The sequence below is a fragment of the Nostoc sp. FACHB-190 genome (assembly GCF_014696905.1).
GTDB lineage: Bacteria > Cyanobacteriota > Cyanobacteriia > Cyanobacteriales > Nostocaceae > Nostoc_B.
In genome coordinates, this window is the sequence record NZ_JACJQW010000028.1 from 102,050 (window position 1) to 116,688 (window position 14,639).

The window sequence follows — 14,639 nt, forward strand, 5'->3', positions numbered from 1 at the left end:
CCCGGTTGCTGAATGGGTAAACTCTCGACTGTACCCAAAAATATCAAAATTACATGCAATCTTATTTTTATTTATCACTGGTGAATCAGCAAAACCGGATACTTTGGCAAAAGGATGATGACTTTTTTTCCAGTCAAATATTAGTCATTATTTATGACATTCAGCAACAAGCTAAGTTTTTAATAATACTTACTTTTACTTTGAGGTGGCTGCTAACCAAGAGAGTAAATCAGCCATACTGGTAAAATCTAACAATGCTACGCCCAAGTTTTCTAATTGGTCTAGGGAGAGAGTTTCCACTTGTTCGCGCACATCTTGAGATAATTCTCCCACACGACGAGTTAGTTGACGCAGAACAAGCGATCGCTCTCCTGCGGTTCTTCCTCTTTGTTCTCCCTCTTGCAGTCCTTCCTCTTTGATTTCTCGGTAAACTCGTGTTTCCTTGAGTGTAATTCCTAGCATTGCTTCTACCTCTGTGCGACTTAGTTACTCAAACTTGTACACATTGAGTCTCGTCGCATTTAGACATTCAAATAAATAGATTTTTCCTGATCAAAGTATTTGTAGCGATCGCCACAGCTATACAATAATATAAATGTACTACAACAGGAGACTCATCTATATGTTATTTAACCACCAACTGATGCACCATCAACACCAGTGCCAGCGCCCCTAAAACAATCATTAGTCCCGCAGGCATAAACTTGCGTGTCTTGGCAAACCTCAAAGCAAACACAACCACTAAAACCCCAGCTACAAAAGCAGCTAGAGTTAAACCCCAAGGTTGTCCTTGCAAGTACCAGTAAGCAAATAAAATCAGTAACAAACCACTAACACCACCACTCAGAAGTGAAACCAGACTACGCGCTTGCACGTAGCCAATAATTCCACCAACAATTGCGAAGATACCGTAGGCAAAAGCAGCAATTATACCTAAATTCATTGTTAAAACCTATGTAGATTTTGACTTTACAGCCAAGGTCGGCAGACAATTTACCATAGCTATTTAGCTATTTCACCTAGTTGATTGATGGATATTCCCGCAATGCCAACGGCAAGTACTTCGTCCTATGTCCAGGTGCAATTCCTCCAGCGTCAAGCAGCATCTCTTTTACTTTATCAATCTGTCCTCCAAAGCGAAGCCGCGATCGCCTTTCTGGAACTGTTGCAAGCAATACGTTACACTGATGCCGATGGCAGGAGTTGTCTGCAAGCCTATGGCAATTACTTCCACGCCTTAGCCGCAAGCCGTCAAAATTGGGAAGACCATTTAATTTCCCAAATACTCCTGGCGGAAAACCCCTTTAGCCGACTGGCGCAGCAACAAGATTTTCGGGAATTACCCCCGGCTTTAATTGCAGCCGCTCAACATGATTTACACATCTTACAAAGCCTTTACGAATGCAGCACAGCATCTCTCAGCGAGTGGGTACAAGCTGTAACTCATTTGCCAGTTTCGCCTGTTGTTTGGTATCAAGAACACAATCCTACCACCAATCAAACCCTGCATTTGCCAGATTGGGATAATTGGGCTGATGCTGTGGAAGAATTAGCCGCTTATTATCAAAAATTTGGTGTAGGTTTATTTGCCGAGTATCGCGCCTTGCGTTGGCAAGATGGGCAGTTTGTTGGTATTCCTTATCCTGACCCCATTAAGTTAAGTACACTGGTGGGTTACGAATGGCAGCGAGATGCTTTGCTGAAAAATACAGAGTTTTTACTAGCGGGTGAAACAGCATTGCATGTATTACTTTATGGTAGTCGCGGTTCGGGGAAATCTTCTTTAGTCAAATCTTTGTTGAATGAGTATAGCGATCGCAACCTGCGTCTACTAGAAGTTGGCAAATCTGATTTACATGATTTACCAAAAATTGTCGAACAGTTACGCGGGTTGCCACAAAAATTTATCATTTTTGTCGATGACCTCTCCTTTGAGGAAGATGACGACGCTTTTAAAGCTCTTAAAGTAGTTTTAGAAGGTAACTTAACAGCACGACCACAAAATGTAGTTGTCTATGCTACCTCCAACCGCCGTCACCTAATTCGAGAGTATTTCGCTGATAGACCCACCCCCAAGGATAATGAAGAAATCCATGCTTGGGATACGATGCAAGAGAAGTTATCATTTAGCGATCGCTTTGGTTTGACATTAACCTTTGAGCCAGCAAATCAAAATACTTATTTAACAATTATTCGTCATTTAGCCACACAAGCCAAAATTAATCTCAGCCCAGAAGATTTAGAATATCAAGCATTACAGTGGGCAACCCGTCATAATGGCCGTTCTGGACGCACAGCACGACAATTTATTGACTTTTTAAAAGCAGATTTATCTCTCTTTGGTACAACTAATAATGAAAGAATCCAGAATCCAGAATCCACAAGTCAGAATTGAACACAGTATAATGACTCATACTTCTCAATTATTAGACTCCCTACCTAGAACAATATTGATTAATCATTCTGCATTCTGAATTCTGACTCCTGAATTCTTACCTTATAAATCTGATCCTCAGCCCCAATCTTAATTACGAATTCACACCAGCAATATGCAAGCAGTAATGGTCAGTAATCGATTTCTTCTAGGTGTAGTTGCCTTTAGTGTAAGTTTTGGGCTTAGTCTGGTTCCGAATTGGAATTTTGGTCAAGCTTTCCTAACAGGCATAATTACTGTCCTGGCTACATATACTGCCGCATTATTTGTTGATAAACGCCGGAGACATCATGAAATGCTGGTGTTAACAACCTTACGCAAACGCATTAAAGAGCAAGAATCTTTAAAAAATCGCATTTACAGAGAAATCAAACAAATTGAAGAACATCACAATTTGTTATATGCTGAAAACCAAAAACTGCAAAATCAAATTGCCGAATCTCGCAATCAAAGAGATAGTCTGCATCGAGAATTAAGTAATTTTGCCGGACAAAAAAAGCAATTAGAAGCTGAAACAAATAACCTTAAAAATACCATTCAAACTCTAGAGCAAACTAATACAGAACTTAGTAATATTTGTGCTAACCTCACAGCCGAAAAACGCCGTTTAGAGTTACATAGTAATGTTTCTCATGCTGAAATTGCCCAGTTACAAACTCAACTTCATGAACTACGCCAAGACAAGCAAGAAATTGAGAGTAACTTAACCTTACTAGGTAGACTCAAACCGCAGCTAGAAGAAAAAATGTATGAACTCAGGGTAGAAATTCAAGAGTTAGAAACTGTTGTTCATCAGCAAAATAAATTATTGGCAGATATCACTACAGAAAAGAATAACATCACCAATAGTTTAACTGAATTGCATCAGCAAATAAATGATAAACAATCAGACATCCAACAGTTAAATAGTCAAATTTTAATCTTACAAGGAGAACGAGATTTATTACAAAGTCAAATTTGGGACTTACTGCAACAAACAGAAACGCTCAATTTAGAACCTATACCAATAAATCTTTCCCTAGAAGATGAACCCGAATTATTTCCGTTTGCTGATTTAATTGCACCTTCAGAAGATCCCAGTGAAGACTTACCAGAAGAATGGACTAATTTGTTAGAAAAATTGCCAGGTCATGAAATTGAAGTATTAAAAGCAATATTACAAGCAGATAACCCCAAAGCAAGCATTAAACAAATTGCCGAAGCTAATATTACCATGCCTAATCTCTTGATTGATTCTATTAACGACCGGGCAAATGATACCATTGGGGAATTAATCATCGAACCAGGAGAAGACACTCCCTCAGTGTATCCAGAACATCAGCACAATGTCCGCAAAATGATTGCTATGTACGAAGACTTGATGAGCAGGCAAGCATCATCAAATTAAATTACTTGTTATCGTAAAATTATTATTGCGCGAAATCTAAAATCTAGTGAAGTACATGGCAAAGCTCAAAATCTCGAAGAAAGTTTCCACTGCTTTAATTAATTCCCTGGGTGCGGGAGTAGTACCAAGACTAGGAGTTGAACACATAGCAGTTGGTCGAGAACAAGAACTTAAAAGCCTGATACAAAATCTAGATGACATTACCGAAGGTGTCGCCGCATTTCGCTTTATTATTGGTAATTATGGTTCCGGTAAAAGCTTTCTCCTCCAAATGATTCGCAACCGTGCGATGGAACAAGGCTTTGTCGTAGCTGATGCTGATTTATCATCCGAACGCCGCCTCGCGGGAAGTAATAATGAAGGTTTGGCGACTTATCGAGAATTAATGAGTCACCTTTCCACCAAAACCCGTCCTGATGGCGGTGCTTTAGTTTCAATTTTAGAAGGTTGGATTAATAAAATCCAACAAGAAGTTGCCAAAGAAACTAATATGCGTCCCAACGACGAAGGTTTTGATGACCAAGTAGAAGCCAAAATCAGAGAAGTTGTGCAGTATATTGAAGACTTAGTTCATGGTTTTGATTTTGGCAATGTGATTATTGCTTATTGGCGTGGTTATCGATTAGATGATGATAATTTAAAAAATGCGGCTTTGCGGTGGTTGCGGGGTGAATTTAGCACCAAAATTGAAGCTAGGTCGGCTTTGGGTGTGCGGGTAATTATTGATGATGAAAGTTGGTACGACTACATTAAATTGTTAGCTAAGTTTGTAGCTGAAATTGGTTATAAAGGTTTGTTAATTTTGTTAGATGAAGCGGTAAATTTATACCAAATATCTACTACTGTTACCCGCGAGAAGAACTATAACAGACTGCTGGCGATGTTTAACGATACCATGCAATGTAAAGCCGAACATCTGGGGATTTTTATTGGTGGTACAACCAAATTTTTAGAAGACCAAAACCGGGGACTATTTGCTGACCAAGCTTGGCGCAGACGTACCAAAGAAAGTCGCTTTGCTACCCAAGCGAATGTTCAGGAATTTTTAGGGCCAGTTATTCGGTTAAACCCCTTGAGTGAGGCTGAAATTTTCACGCTTCTACAACGCCTGAAAGAAATTCATGTAACCCACTATGGCTATGATAAAACGTTGAGCGATCGCAACTTACAAGAATTCTTACAAGAAATCGTTAGCCGCTTAGGTGCAGAAGCCTTACTCACACCCAGCGAAATCATCCGCGACTTTATTAGTGTACTGAATATCTTACATCAAAATCCAAAAATGACATTCAGCGAATTAATTCATGGTTCTCAATTCAAACCTACAGCCGTTGGTAAAAATTCAGCTATTGATGAAGATGACGCAGCAGAATTTAGTTTGTAATCAAAGATAGAAATATACTAAAAACTAAATTGTTGCTATAGCTGTAGAATTCTTCCAAACCTCAACTGTGTTATTAGATTGTGCATGACCTACTAAAGTTTGTCCGTCAAAGCTAAGTGCGATTGAGCTAAATCTTAGCTCACTTGGAAAAGTATAGATATTTTTACCAGTTTGCACATTCCATACCTGAATTGAGCCATCACTACCACTACTAAATAGCATATTTTCATCAGGACTAAACACAAGACTATTGATGAAATCAAGATGAGAATGAAATTGTATATTCTTAAATTTATCTATTGTTTGAACTTGCTTTCCTGTTGCAATTTCCCAAATTTTTATTCCATCGTAACCACCTCCTGCTAAAGTTTCACCATTAGGACTGATAGCAAGTTTATGAACTCGGATATCGCCTTTATTTTCCATTTCTTTTATTATACTGCCTGTATTCAAATTCCAAATAGTTACATTATTAGTAGTTCCATTTCCTCCAATAAAAATTTTACTATCTGGACTAATGACAAAAGATAAAATACAGTCATATTGACCAGTGCGCTGATAAATTTTTCTACCCTTATGCAAATCCCAGATAATAGTTGTGGGACTTCTTCCACTTCCATGAGTTATTAGTTTTGTCATATCAGGACTAATGACGCTACAAATAGCACCTCTGCTTTTTAAAGTGCGAATCTTATTTCCAGTTTCTAAATTCCATATCTGAATTAACCTACCACCACTTACTAAAATTTTATTATCTGTGGATATAGCAACAGATTCGACTGTGTTTGACAGTCCATGTAGAAGCTCATCAGGTGCAAACATCCAAGTTCTAATTAATTTACCTGTGTTGGTATCCCAGACACTTATTTTTTGGTCATCAGCTCCACCTGTTACTAGAGTATTTCCATCTGTGCTAAGTGCGATCGCATTTTGGCTTTGATTAAATTTTATTGTTAATTGGTGTCTAAAAGCTTCATACATATTAATCATTTTTAATTCGACCGGACTAAAATATTGCATTAGATTTAGATCAAAAACCGTAGATAAACGCAGATGAAACAGATTTGTAATCATCAATCTTTTTATCGTTGTTCATCGACGGTTTTTCCGCCAAATCTAATGCGCTACTTTAGCCTGCCACGCTAGTAGAAGTAGAAAAGCTACGTTTGAGCATAAACACAGCTAACACAATTCCTAAAATTGCCAGTGCTGTCGTTGGGTAAAAGAAAATTGTATAACTGCCAAAAATATCTCTAATTCTGCCAGCTAACAAAGTTCCACCTAATGCACCTGCGCCGTAAGCCGTGAAAACTAGACCGTAATTTTTGGCATAGTCGGCGGATGAGAACAAAATTAAGGTGGTAGTAGGAGCGATCGCTAACCAGCCACCAAAGGAAAAATAAAATAGGGAAAATGCTACTAAATAAGTAGCGACAGTTCCTTGTCCAGCTTTTAGCATCATCAGCGATGCAATTAATACTAAAGTAAAAGAAACAATTGCTGCTAACTTCGGGCTAAAACGATCAGTAAACCAGCCAAAAAATATTCTTCCTAAAGCATTAAACACAGCAAATAAAGAAACTGTACTTGCGGCTGTGGTTGCATCTAGTTTAATGATTTCTTGAGCTAAAGGGCTAGAAATACCAATGGCCGCCAATCCTGAAAATGTACCGATGGTGTAGCACAGCCACAAACCGTAAAATGCTGGTGTTTGCAACATTGTCTCAGAATTGGTGAGTGCTGTACTTCCCGAAACTGCAACATTGGGATTCCAATCGGCTGGTTTCCAATCTGGAGGCGGTGTTTTTAAAACAGTGGCGATCGCTAAAATAATCAGTGTAAAAATTATACCTAAAATCACAAAAGTTTGCCGCACTCCATAAGCATCAATTAGTGATTTTGCTAAAGGTGCGGTAATTAACGGTGATAACCCAAAACCAATCACAGTTAAACCCACTGCAATACCTTTTTTATCAGGAAACCACTTAGCAATTACAGCTAACGGTACACCATAAACTATACCGACACCCGCACCAGCGATCGCACCATAAGTCACAGTTAATAATTGTAAATTGCCATCCAGACTCGACAAAATATAACCCAGTCCCATAATTACACCACCAACTGCGGTAATCGTCCGAGAACCGAAGCGGTTAATGTAAAAGCCAGTAATGGGCATCAATATGGCAAACATGATCAGCAAAACCGTAAATGGCAACAAACTTTCTGTTGCATTAATATTCAGTAATTTTTCGAGAGGTTTTCTAAAAATACTCCACGAATAAACAGTGCCAAGACAAAGTAAAACAATTGCACCAAGAGGAATTAGCAACCATCTGCCTTTGTCTACGGGCATACCAAAAAGCCGCATATATTACATCTATCCTGTGAAATTATTTTTTCAACAGTATCTCACTTTTTGGTATGGAAAATAATGTGAACCAATACTTCTCAAACTACTTCCTTGCCTGTGCTTAAAAAAACCTAAAAGTCTGGAGATAGATAAAACTAACAGCTAAATTTGTTACAGTTACCTAGCAATCACAGTTAAGTAGTTTGAATGAGTAGCCAAACAGCCCGCACCTACGCTTTTTTATCAATTGCAGCCGCAGTTGTAACTATTGGTTTAAAGTTTGGAGCTTACTTATTAACAGGTTCAGTGGGGCTACTTTCTGATGCTATTGAATCATGTGTAAATTTGCTGGCGGCACTAGTAGCATTATGGGCGTTGACTTATGCAGCTAAACCCGCCGATGCCGAACATACCTTTGGACATTCTAAAGCTGAGTATTTTTCGAGTGGTGCTGAAGGTGCATTGATTATTGTGGCAGCTATTAGCATTGCCCTAGAAGCTTGGGGACGCTTGCAACATCCCGAACCACTGACTCAACTGGGCTTAGGGCTAGTGTTGTCATTATTAGCTACAGTAGTCAATGGTGTGGTGGCTGTTGTCTTACTCAAAGCCGGCAAACGCTTACGTTCTATTACCTTGCGAGCAGATGCTCACCATCTACTAACTGATGTGTGGACTTCTGGTGGTGTGATACTCGGAATTGTTCTGGTGCAGGTAACAGGTTGGTTGGTACTTGACCCCATCATTGCCCTATTGGTAGCAGTTAATATTATTTGGGCAGGATTTAATTTACTGCGGGAAACCTTTTCTGGGCTACTAGACACGGCTTTACCAAAAGAAGAACAAGAAATTATCCGGCAGATATTTAGTGAATACGAACATCAAAATATTCAGTTTCATGCTATGCGCTCTCGGTTAGCAGGAACCCGTCGTTTTATTTCCTTTCACGTATTAGTACCAGGAACTTGGACAGTACGCCAAGGACATGATTTATGTGAAGAGATTGAATTGAAGATTATTCAAGCATTACCAGGAAGTAGCATTATTACTCACCTTGAGCCTGTAGAAGATCCTGCATCTTGGAATGATTTGGAATTAGAGCGTCTGAGTCAGCAGTAATATTCGCCGTGAGCGTCAGCCGAACGGTGTAGGAGTATCAGGGTTTTGGTGCTTGTAATCAGGCAATCAGCCATAAGTAGTATGAAAAAACTGAAATGTCGTTAATTTTTCTATCTTACGGTACAAGACATCTCAACAAAAAATAATGCACATTAAAAGTAGTGCGAAAATTCTCAACTGACGATTAATATTTGATTTCTGGAAAAAAGTATAACCGAAAAATACTTTTGCCTACCCTCTACTCTCCACTGACACAGATAATTTCACGAAACAAAATAGATTACTGTAGGAGATGAATTATTATGGCACTACAAAATGCTGCAAGATTTTTTAAGGCAGTCAAAGCAGATCAAGCATTCCAACAAAAACTCAGAGCTACAGCCAATCCTGAAGCATTTGTCAAAATGGCTCAAGAACGTGGCTATGATTTCACAGTCGCAGAATTAGAGGCTGAGATTGATAATTTATCACCAGAAGACTTAGCTGCTATTGTGAATCCAGGCTGGGGGCCAAGACGGCACATCAATCCCAGATAATTCTGGAAATAATGGGCAAAAAGCCTATACAAAGACATAAAGATAGATCACATAGGCTTTTTGTCTTTGATTTATGATGCTAAACGTGCCTGTGCTAAATCACGTATCAACAAAGTCTTAGAATTAATGTAATCTGTCAAATTCAGAGTTTCTTCGTAATTCAGGACTTTGTTGCTTTCAATCTGTCCTAACAACAACTTAACCAAGTCTTTGTCATTAAGCCCAAGAAGAGTACTGCTTTGGGTTTGTTCCACTACAGCCCAAAACTGACGTAATATTTTGGAGTTGACAACGCACATCTTCATTACCATCGCTCCTGGCTGAAATGAACTCAAATCAGTGCTGACACAATCTAAAGAAAATCTTAAATTATGGGGGTTGATAGAATCTCATATATTACAAAAACTTATTAATTATATTTAGATTTACATATTAAACAAAATTTATTCATTAAAACCTTCCTCTTTCGTGAGTACAAGTTACCAATGACTCATGACACCGGGTGAACGAAATTTTGTGTGGGATTTCTAGCTAAGTATCCAAAAAATTACCCTCCATACCCCCCACACTCCCCACACCTCCCACACCTCCCACACCTCCCACACCTTTTTTCTCTCACCCCATTACACCCCTAAGCCCTTACACCCAGTTTTCACAGACATATTTGTGCGTCAGTGCTGGATTTATCCTCCTATATTGGTAGACGAGTCATACTTGTAACCGATGGCAAAGACTCCCAAAAACTGGTCAAATACAAGTAGTGTGACCCATACCGGAGTAATGACAGACCGCGTTTTAATTCTTGGAGGCAGGGGGCGAATTGGTAGCAGTGTCGCGCAGGACATTGCTAACCATACGCAAGCTAAAATTACCATCACTGGGCGTACTCCAGAGAAGGGAAGCTTGCCTTTGGCACAACGACAGCAGTATTTAGCTTTAGACTTGGCAGAAGTTGATAAACTACGAGAAGCGATCGCTAATTCTGATTTAGTTATTCACTGTGCTGGCCCGTTTCACTACCGCGATGCCAATGTTCTGAAACTTTGTATTGAACAAGGCGTTAACTATATAGATGTGAGTGACCACCGTTCTTTTACCAGCAAAGCTTTAAGTTATCACGAAGATGCTGTTGCGGCTGGGGTGACAGCAGTAATTAATACAGGCATATTCCCTGGTATGTCTAACAGTTTGGTGCGTCAGGGAGTAGAACAATTTGATGAAGCAGAAACAATCAAGCTCTATTATTTAGTTGCAGGTTCTGGTGGTGCTGGTATCACAGTTATGCGAACAACTTTTTTAGGCTTGCAGCATCCTTTTGAAGCGTGGATAGATGGTAAATGGCAGCAAGTCAACCCTTATAGTGAAAGAGAAATTATTAACTTTCCTCGCTATCAACGTAATGGAGTTTACTGGTTTGATATGCCAGAAACTTTCACATTGCCCTATGCCTTTCCTACTGTTAAAAATGTAATTACTAAGTTTGGCTCATTTCCAGATTACTATAATCATCTGACCTGGATAGCAGCACATATTTTTCCTCAGTGGTTAATGCAGCGTCATGGCATGATTGAATTTTTATCTCATGTCAGCCATAAAATGACAGATTTTACTAATCGTTTTAGCGGTATTGGTGTAGCAGTCAAATCAGAAGTTACAGGCAAAAAAAATGGTTCAACAGGTGTTTACACTTCTACTGTGCTACACGATAATGCTACGGTAGCAACTGGCTGTGGTACAGGTACGGTTGCTCAATTAATTCTTGAAGGTAAACTGAATAAACCAGGAGTTTTACCTGTAGAAAATGCCTTACCAACAGATTTATTTGCTCAAGTCATGGACAGTCGAGGCATTAAAATTGAACATACCTTTTTCAACTCCTCTGAACAGGTTAGCAGTTCTCGCGGTCAAGATTAAGACATATTAACAGGATAAAAGCTTGTAACCCTATCACCTGTCCCCTGTAACCTATCCCTAATATCTTCAATGGAAAAACCCCACGGGTGCTGTGCTTTCAAGGGCAGGCTTTTTTTATTAGACAAATTTTTGGGCTTTTAAAACCAAAATTATTGTCTGAACAGTTAAAACTACGTTTCATAATTGAGAATATTCTCAACTATTTATCGAAGGTTTAAAAACCTGCCCTTGAAAGCGGGTGCTGTGGGGTTATTTGATTAGGGTCTCTTGTTATAGTACTAAAGTACTATACGTAAGTAAAATTTGCAAATACTTTCTTTTTCTTATACCATTTCGTCGAAATCTTGATATTGTTTACACAGTCTGCTTGTCTAGAAATTTATCACATAGCAAGTGAAACCATGTAATTTACCAAGCAAACTATGTGATGTCCTTCTTTACTCAAATTCATCAATGGTAGAAGCAGGTAGCGGTTTTGTCTGTTTAGCAATATGAGCCTCATACCAATTCATTAAAGGAGTTGCACTAATGCCATGTAGAATCACTGATACCACGATAGTTGTATAGGTTATCCAGGCAATTTGTTCAGCAACTTCTCCCTTTAGACCATTGCCAAAAGCATAAGCCAGATAATAGAGGGAACCAACTCCACGAATTCCAAACCAACCAAACAGCCAACGAGTTCCAGGATGTAGATAATAGCGATGGGAACTCAATGGATGTTTACTAATTGTGCTGATCCACGCACCTAAAGGTCGGATCAAGAAGAACAAGAAAATAATTACAACTAAAGATTGCCAAGCATAATCAACCATAGGCTTGAATAGTAGAATTGAGCCTAATAATAAAATTGTGCCAACTTCTAACAGCTTTTCTAATTGCTCGATAAATTCTAATTGAGCTAATGGTTTTTCTGGATTGTGATAACTGCGTTGTACTACTAAGCCAGCAACAAATACTGCCAGAAAACCATAGCCATTAACAAATTCTGTTAAAGAATAAGTCAGCAAAATGATACTAATGCCAACAAAATCTTCCATTAATTTGTCAGCCGAACGACGCTTTTGAATATGTTGATCGAACCAGACTATAATTTTAGGAACTAAAATCCCCATGAATATTGCTGCTGCGATCGCCCAAAATATATCTATCACTATCCATTGTTTAAACCAATTGTTCCAGTTATCATCTTTTAAAGCATAAATACCAAAATAAACAAAGGGAAAAGCTAAGGCATCATTTAAACCACCTTCGGAAGTTAAACCAAAACGTAACTCATCTCTATCATTAGTATCAGTAAGTTGTACTTCTGAAGCTAATACAGGGTCAGTAGGTGCTAAAATAGCTCCTAGTAAGATAGCTTCTCCCCAATTCATCCCTAAAAATAATTTGCCCACAGCCGCCAAGCTAAAAATTGAAATTGGCATTAATATTCCAATCAGGCGAGATGTAATTCCCCAAACTCGCAAATTTAGTGGACTAATGATTTTTAATCCACAACTAAACACCGAAATAATCACAACAAATTCTGTCAACCTTTCTAGTAATTCCGCGTTGAATACATCATCTCGACGTAATTGAATTAAACCTAAACCATAAGGGCCAAGAAAAATCCCAACCAATAGATAGATAAGTGCAAAAGATAAAGGTAAGCGGGTAATCCAACCAGATGCTAATGTAACTACCAGTAAAACTAGTCCAATCAAAAACAAGTCGATAATATAAATATCAAACATGGAAATTAGTATAAAAAATCATATCAACTTGCTAGTTTAGTTGTATTATTTCTAGCAATAAATCACCTATAGATAGATTTCAGGAAGAAATAGTCCGGTAATTAATACCGTTCTTAAGTTAGTGAAAATAGCAGTACCAGGAATATTAGTGATGCAACTCCCTGACAGTCCCAAAATCCCCAAATTCATGCAGTTATTACAATGGATTTATCAGCCATTGCAATTAATGGAAAATTCTGCCAAAGTACATGGTGACTGTTTTACATTATGGCTAACCAACAAACAGCCAATGGTGTTTTTAAGTCATCCACAAGCAATTCAACAATTATTTACAGAAAACCTCAGTAATTTAGATTCTAGAGGTTCTGCTCAAGTTTTGCAGCCTTTGTTGGGCGAAAATTCTTTAATATTACTATCTGGTACATCTCACCAACGCCAGCGTAAGTTATTAACGCCGCCTTTTCATGGCGATCGGATGAAAGCCTACGGTAATATCATCGCCGACATTACCAAAGAAGTCATCAGTCAATGGAAATTTGACCAAGCATTTTCTGTCCGCGATTCTATGCAAGAAATCTCTCTGAGAGTGATTTTGCAAGCTGTATTCGGAATAACTGAAGGAGAACGTTATACTCAATTACAAAAACTCTTGGCTTCCATACTAGATTTAAGTGGTTCTAATTTACGTGCCACAATATCTTTTTTGCCAATAATGCAAGTAGATTTAGGTTCATGGAGTCCTTGGGGCATTTTTTTGCGTCAAAGAGAACAAATTGACCAACTACTGTATGCAGAGATTCAAGAACGCAGAAATCATCCCGAATCCTCTGGGAACGACATTTTATCTTTAATGATGTCAGCGCGAGATGAAAACGGCGAACCTATGACCGATGTAGAGTTACGTGATGAGTTGATGACTCTGCTAGTTGCTGGTCATGAAACCACAGCCTCAGCCTTAACTTGGGCATTGTACTGGATTCATCGCCAACCACAAATACGTGAAAAGCTTTTATCTGAGTTAGATAGTTTCGGAAACAATGCAGCTTTAGAAGAAATTACTCGTCTACCTTATCTAACAGCAGTTTGCCAAGAAACTTTACGGATTTATCCCATTGCGATGATTACTATCCCCCGGATTGTGAAACAACCTATAGAAATCATGAATCGTCAATTTGACCCAGGAACATTACTCGTAGGTTGTATTTATTTAACTCATCGCCGTTCAGATTTGTATGCAGAACCACAACAGTTCAAACCAGAAAGATTTTTAGAAAGGCAATATTCTTTATATGAATATTTACCTTTTGGTGGAAGTAATCGTCGTTGCTTAGGTATGGCATTTGCCTTATTTGAAATGAAACTGGTACTAGCAACTGTACTATCCCATATAGATTTAGCATTAGTAGACGACTCTAGCGTTAAACCAATACGTCGCGGCGTTACCCTAGCACCTTCCAATGGCAAGTGGATGATTGCAACTGGACTGCGACAAAAAGCCGAGACTCCTATTAAAGTGTAGTTATGAAAATGGCGATCGTTTAGCTTATAGATTCATAAACAAAAAAGCCCCCTTTCTTAAGAAAGGGGGCTTTTTTGAAGAAAAAGAGACCTGGCGCCGAGCAATTGTGGCAGGAGGCGACCCTCCAACTATCGTAGCCGCAGCAGCGTTTCACCTCTGAGTTCGGGATGTATCAGTGTGGTTCCACCGCGCCATAGGCACCAGGAAAGACAGTGAACAGTGAGCAGTTATCAGTTATCAAACAACTGTCACTAATT

The 14,639-nt window shown here is 38.8% G+C and carries 12 protein-coding genes, 1 rRNA gene and 1 pseudogene; 7 read left to right on the top strand and 7 right to left on the bottom strand.

Features of this window, described 5'->3' with window-relative positions; translation table 11 throughout:
* Positions 1–195 precede the first annotated feature (195 nt).
* Both H6G28_RS25375 and H6G28_RS25380 read right to left on the bottom strand, forming a co-directional pair.
* Positions 196–516 (bottom strand): annotated as a pseudogene (locus H6G28_RS25375) (DUF4351 domain-containing protein); the annotation flags it as partial.
* A 109-nt stretch (positions 517–625) separates the two neighbouring features.
* The gene (locus H6G28_RS25380; RefSeq protein ID WP_190592874.1) at positions 626–943 is read right to left on the bottom strand and encodes a TMEM14 family protein; all 318 of its coding nucleotides are present in this window, start codon (positions 941–943) and stop codon (positions 626–628) included.
* 87 nt (positions 944–1,030) lie between these two features.
* Between H6G28_RS25380 and H6G28_RS25385 the strand changes: the two genes are divergently transcribed.
* From H6G28_RS25385 to H6G28_RS25395, 3 genes are all read left to right on the top strand, one after another.
* Positions 1,031–2,395: an ATP-binding protein gene (locus H6G28_RS25385; RefSeq protein ID WP_190592875.1), complete on the top strand. Its 1,365-nt coding sequence runs from the start codon at positions 1,031–1,033 to the stop codon at positions 2,393–2,395.
* Positions 2,396–2,549: 154 nt separating this feature from the next.
* Positions 2,550–3,821 carry a tellurite resistance TerB C-terminal domain-containing protein gene (locus tag H6G28_RS25390; RefSeq protein WP_190592876.1) on the top strand — a complete coding sequence of 424 codons (1,272 nt, stop codon included), beginning with the start codon at positions 2,550–2,552 and terminating at the stop codon, positions 3,819–3,821.
* A 55-nt stretch (positions 3,822–3,876) separates the two neighbouring features.
* A complete protein-coding gene (locus tag H6G28_RS25395) occupies positions 3,877–5,205 on the top strand; it encodes an ATP-binding protein (protein WP_190675195.1) in 1,329 nt (442 codons plus the stop codon).
* Between the two features lie 24 nt (positions 5,206–5,229).
* Here H6G28_RS25395 and H6G28_RS25400 read toward each other — a convergent pair whose 3' ends face one another.
* A complete protein-coding gene (locus tag H6G28_RS25400; RefSeq protein WP_190675196.1) occupies positions 5,230–6,279 on the bottom strand; it encodes a WD40 repeat domain-containing protein in 1,050 nt (349 codons plus the stop codon).
* A gap of 55 nt (positions 6,280–6,334) precedes the next feature.
* Entirely contained in the window at positions 6,335–7,561 is a 1,227-nt protein-coding gene (locus H6G28_RS25405; protein WP_242054643.1) for an L-lactate MFS transporter, read from the bottom strand.
* A gap of 204 nt (positions 7,562–7,765) precedes the next feature.
* Between H6G28_RS25405 and H6G28_RS25410 the strand changes: the two genes are divergently transcribed.
* Together H6G28_RS25410 and H6G28_RS25415 are read left to right on the top strand one after the other, a co-directional pair.
* Positions 7,766–8,677 carry a cation diffusion facilitator family transporter gene (locus H6G28_RS25410; RefSeq protein ID WP_190592880.1) on the top strand — a complete coding sequence of 304 codons (912 nt, stop codon included), beginning with the start codon at positions 7,766–7,768 and terminating at the stop codon, positions 8,675–8,677.
* A 302-nt stretch (positions 8,678–8,979) separates the two neighbouring features.
* A complete protein-coding gene (locus H6G28_RS25415) occupies positions 8,980–9,213 on the top strand; it encodes a Nif11-like leader peptide family natural product precursor (RefSeq protein ID WP_190592881.1) in 234 nt (77 codons plus the stop codon).
* A 71-nt stretch (positions 9,214–9,284) separates the two neighbouring features.
* Here the strand turns inward: H6G28_RS25415 and H6G28_RS25420 are convergent, their stop codons facing one another.
* Positions 9,285–9,518 (bottom strand): hypothetical protein, encoded by a 234-nt coding sequence (locus tag H6G28_RS25420; RefSeq protein ID WP_190592882.1) that lies wholly within the window; start codon positions 9,516–9,518, stop codon positions 9,285–9,287.
* A 475-nt stretch (positions 9,519–9,993) separates the two neighbouring features.
* Here H6G28_RS25420 and H6G28_RS25425 point away from each other — a divergent pair, with 475 nt between their 5' ends.
* On the top strand, positions 9,994–11,127 hold the full coding sequence (locus H6G28_RS25425; protein WP_190675197.1) for a saccharopine dehydrogenase family protein: 1,134 nt from the start codon (positions 9,994–9,996) through the stop codon (positions 11,125–11,127).
* 437 nt (positions 11,128–11,564) lie between these two features.
* Here H6G28_RS25425 and H6G28_RS25430 read toward each other — a convergent pair whose 3' ends face one another.
* Positions 11,565–12,863 carry a cation:proton antiporter gene (locus H6G28_RS25430; RefSeq protein ID WP_190595314.1) on the bottom strand — a complete coding sequence of 433 codons (1,299 nt, stop codon included), beginning with the start codon at positions 12,861–12,863 and terminating at the stop codon, positions 11,565–11,567.
* 151 nt (positions 12,864–13,014) lie between these two features.
* Here H6G28_RS25430 and H6G28_RS25435 point away from each other — a divergent pair, with 151 nt between their 5' ends.
* Positions 13,015–14,382, top strand: a complete 1,368-nt coding sequence (locus H6G28_RS25435; protein ID WP_190675198.1) for a cytochrome P450 — start codon at positions 13,015–13,017, stop codon at positions 14,380–14,382.
* A gap of 88 nt (positions 14,383–14,470) precedes the next feature.
* Here the strand turns inward: H6G28_RS25435 and rrf are convergent.
* A 5S ribosomal RNA gene (gene rrf / locus H6G28_RS25440) occupies positions 14,471–14,587 on the bottom strand.
* Positions 14,588–14,639 lie beyond the last annotated feature (52 nt).

Bases quoted from the DNA above. Each gene is read 5' to 3' on its own strand.
- H6G28_RS25380 (WP_190592874.1), bottom strand. From the start codon at position 943: ATGAATTTAGGTATAATTGCTGCTTTTGCCTACGGTATCTTCGCAATT.
- H6G28_RS25385 (WP_190592875.1), top strand. From the start codon at position 1,031: ATGGATATTCCCGCAATGCCAACGGCAAGTACTTCGTCCTATGTCCAG.
- H6G28_RS25390 (WP_190592876.1), top strand. From the start codon at position 2,550: ATGCAAGCAGTAATGGTCAGTAATCGATTTCTTCTAGGTGTAGTTGCC.
- H6G28_RS25395 (WP_190675195.1), top strand. From the start codon at position 3,877: ATGGCAAAGCTCAAAATCTCGAAGAAAGTTTCCACTGCTTTAATTAAT.
- H6G28_RS25400 (WP_190675196.1), bottom strand. From the start codon at position 6,279: ATGATTACAAATCTGTTTCATCTGCGTTTATCTACGGTTTTTGATCTA.
- H6G28_RS25405 (WP_242054643.1), bottom strand. From the start codon at position 7,561: ATGCCCGTAGACAAAGGCAGATGGTTGCTAATTCCTCTTGGTGCAATT.
- H6G28_RS25410 (WP_190592880.1), top strand. From the start codon at position 7,766: ATGAGTAGCCAAACAGCCCGCACCTACGCTTTTTTATCAATTGCAGCC.
- H6G28_RS25415 (WP_190592881.1), top strand. From the start codon at position 8,980: ATGGCACTACAAAATGCTGCAAGATTTTTTAAGGCAGTCAAAGCAGAT.
- H6G28_RS25420 (WP_190592882.1), bottom strand. From the start codon at position 9,518: ATGAAGATGTGCGTTGTCAACTCCAAAATATTACGTCAGTTTTGGGCT.
- H6G28_RS25425 (WP_190675197.1), top strand. From the start codon at position 9,994: ATGACAGACCGCGTTTTAATTCTTGGAGGCAGGGGGCGAATTGGTAGC.
- H6G28_RS25430 (WP_190595314.1), bottom strand. From the start codon at position 12,863: ATGTTTGATATTTATATTATCGACTTGTTTTTGATTGGACTAGTTTTA.
- H6G28_RS25435 (WP_190675198.1), top strand. From the start codon at position 13,015: ATGCAACTCCCTGACAGTCCCAAAATCCCCAAATTCATGCAGTTATTA.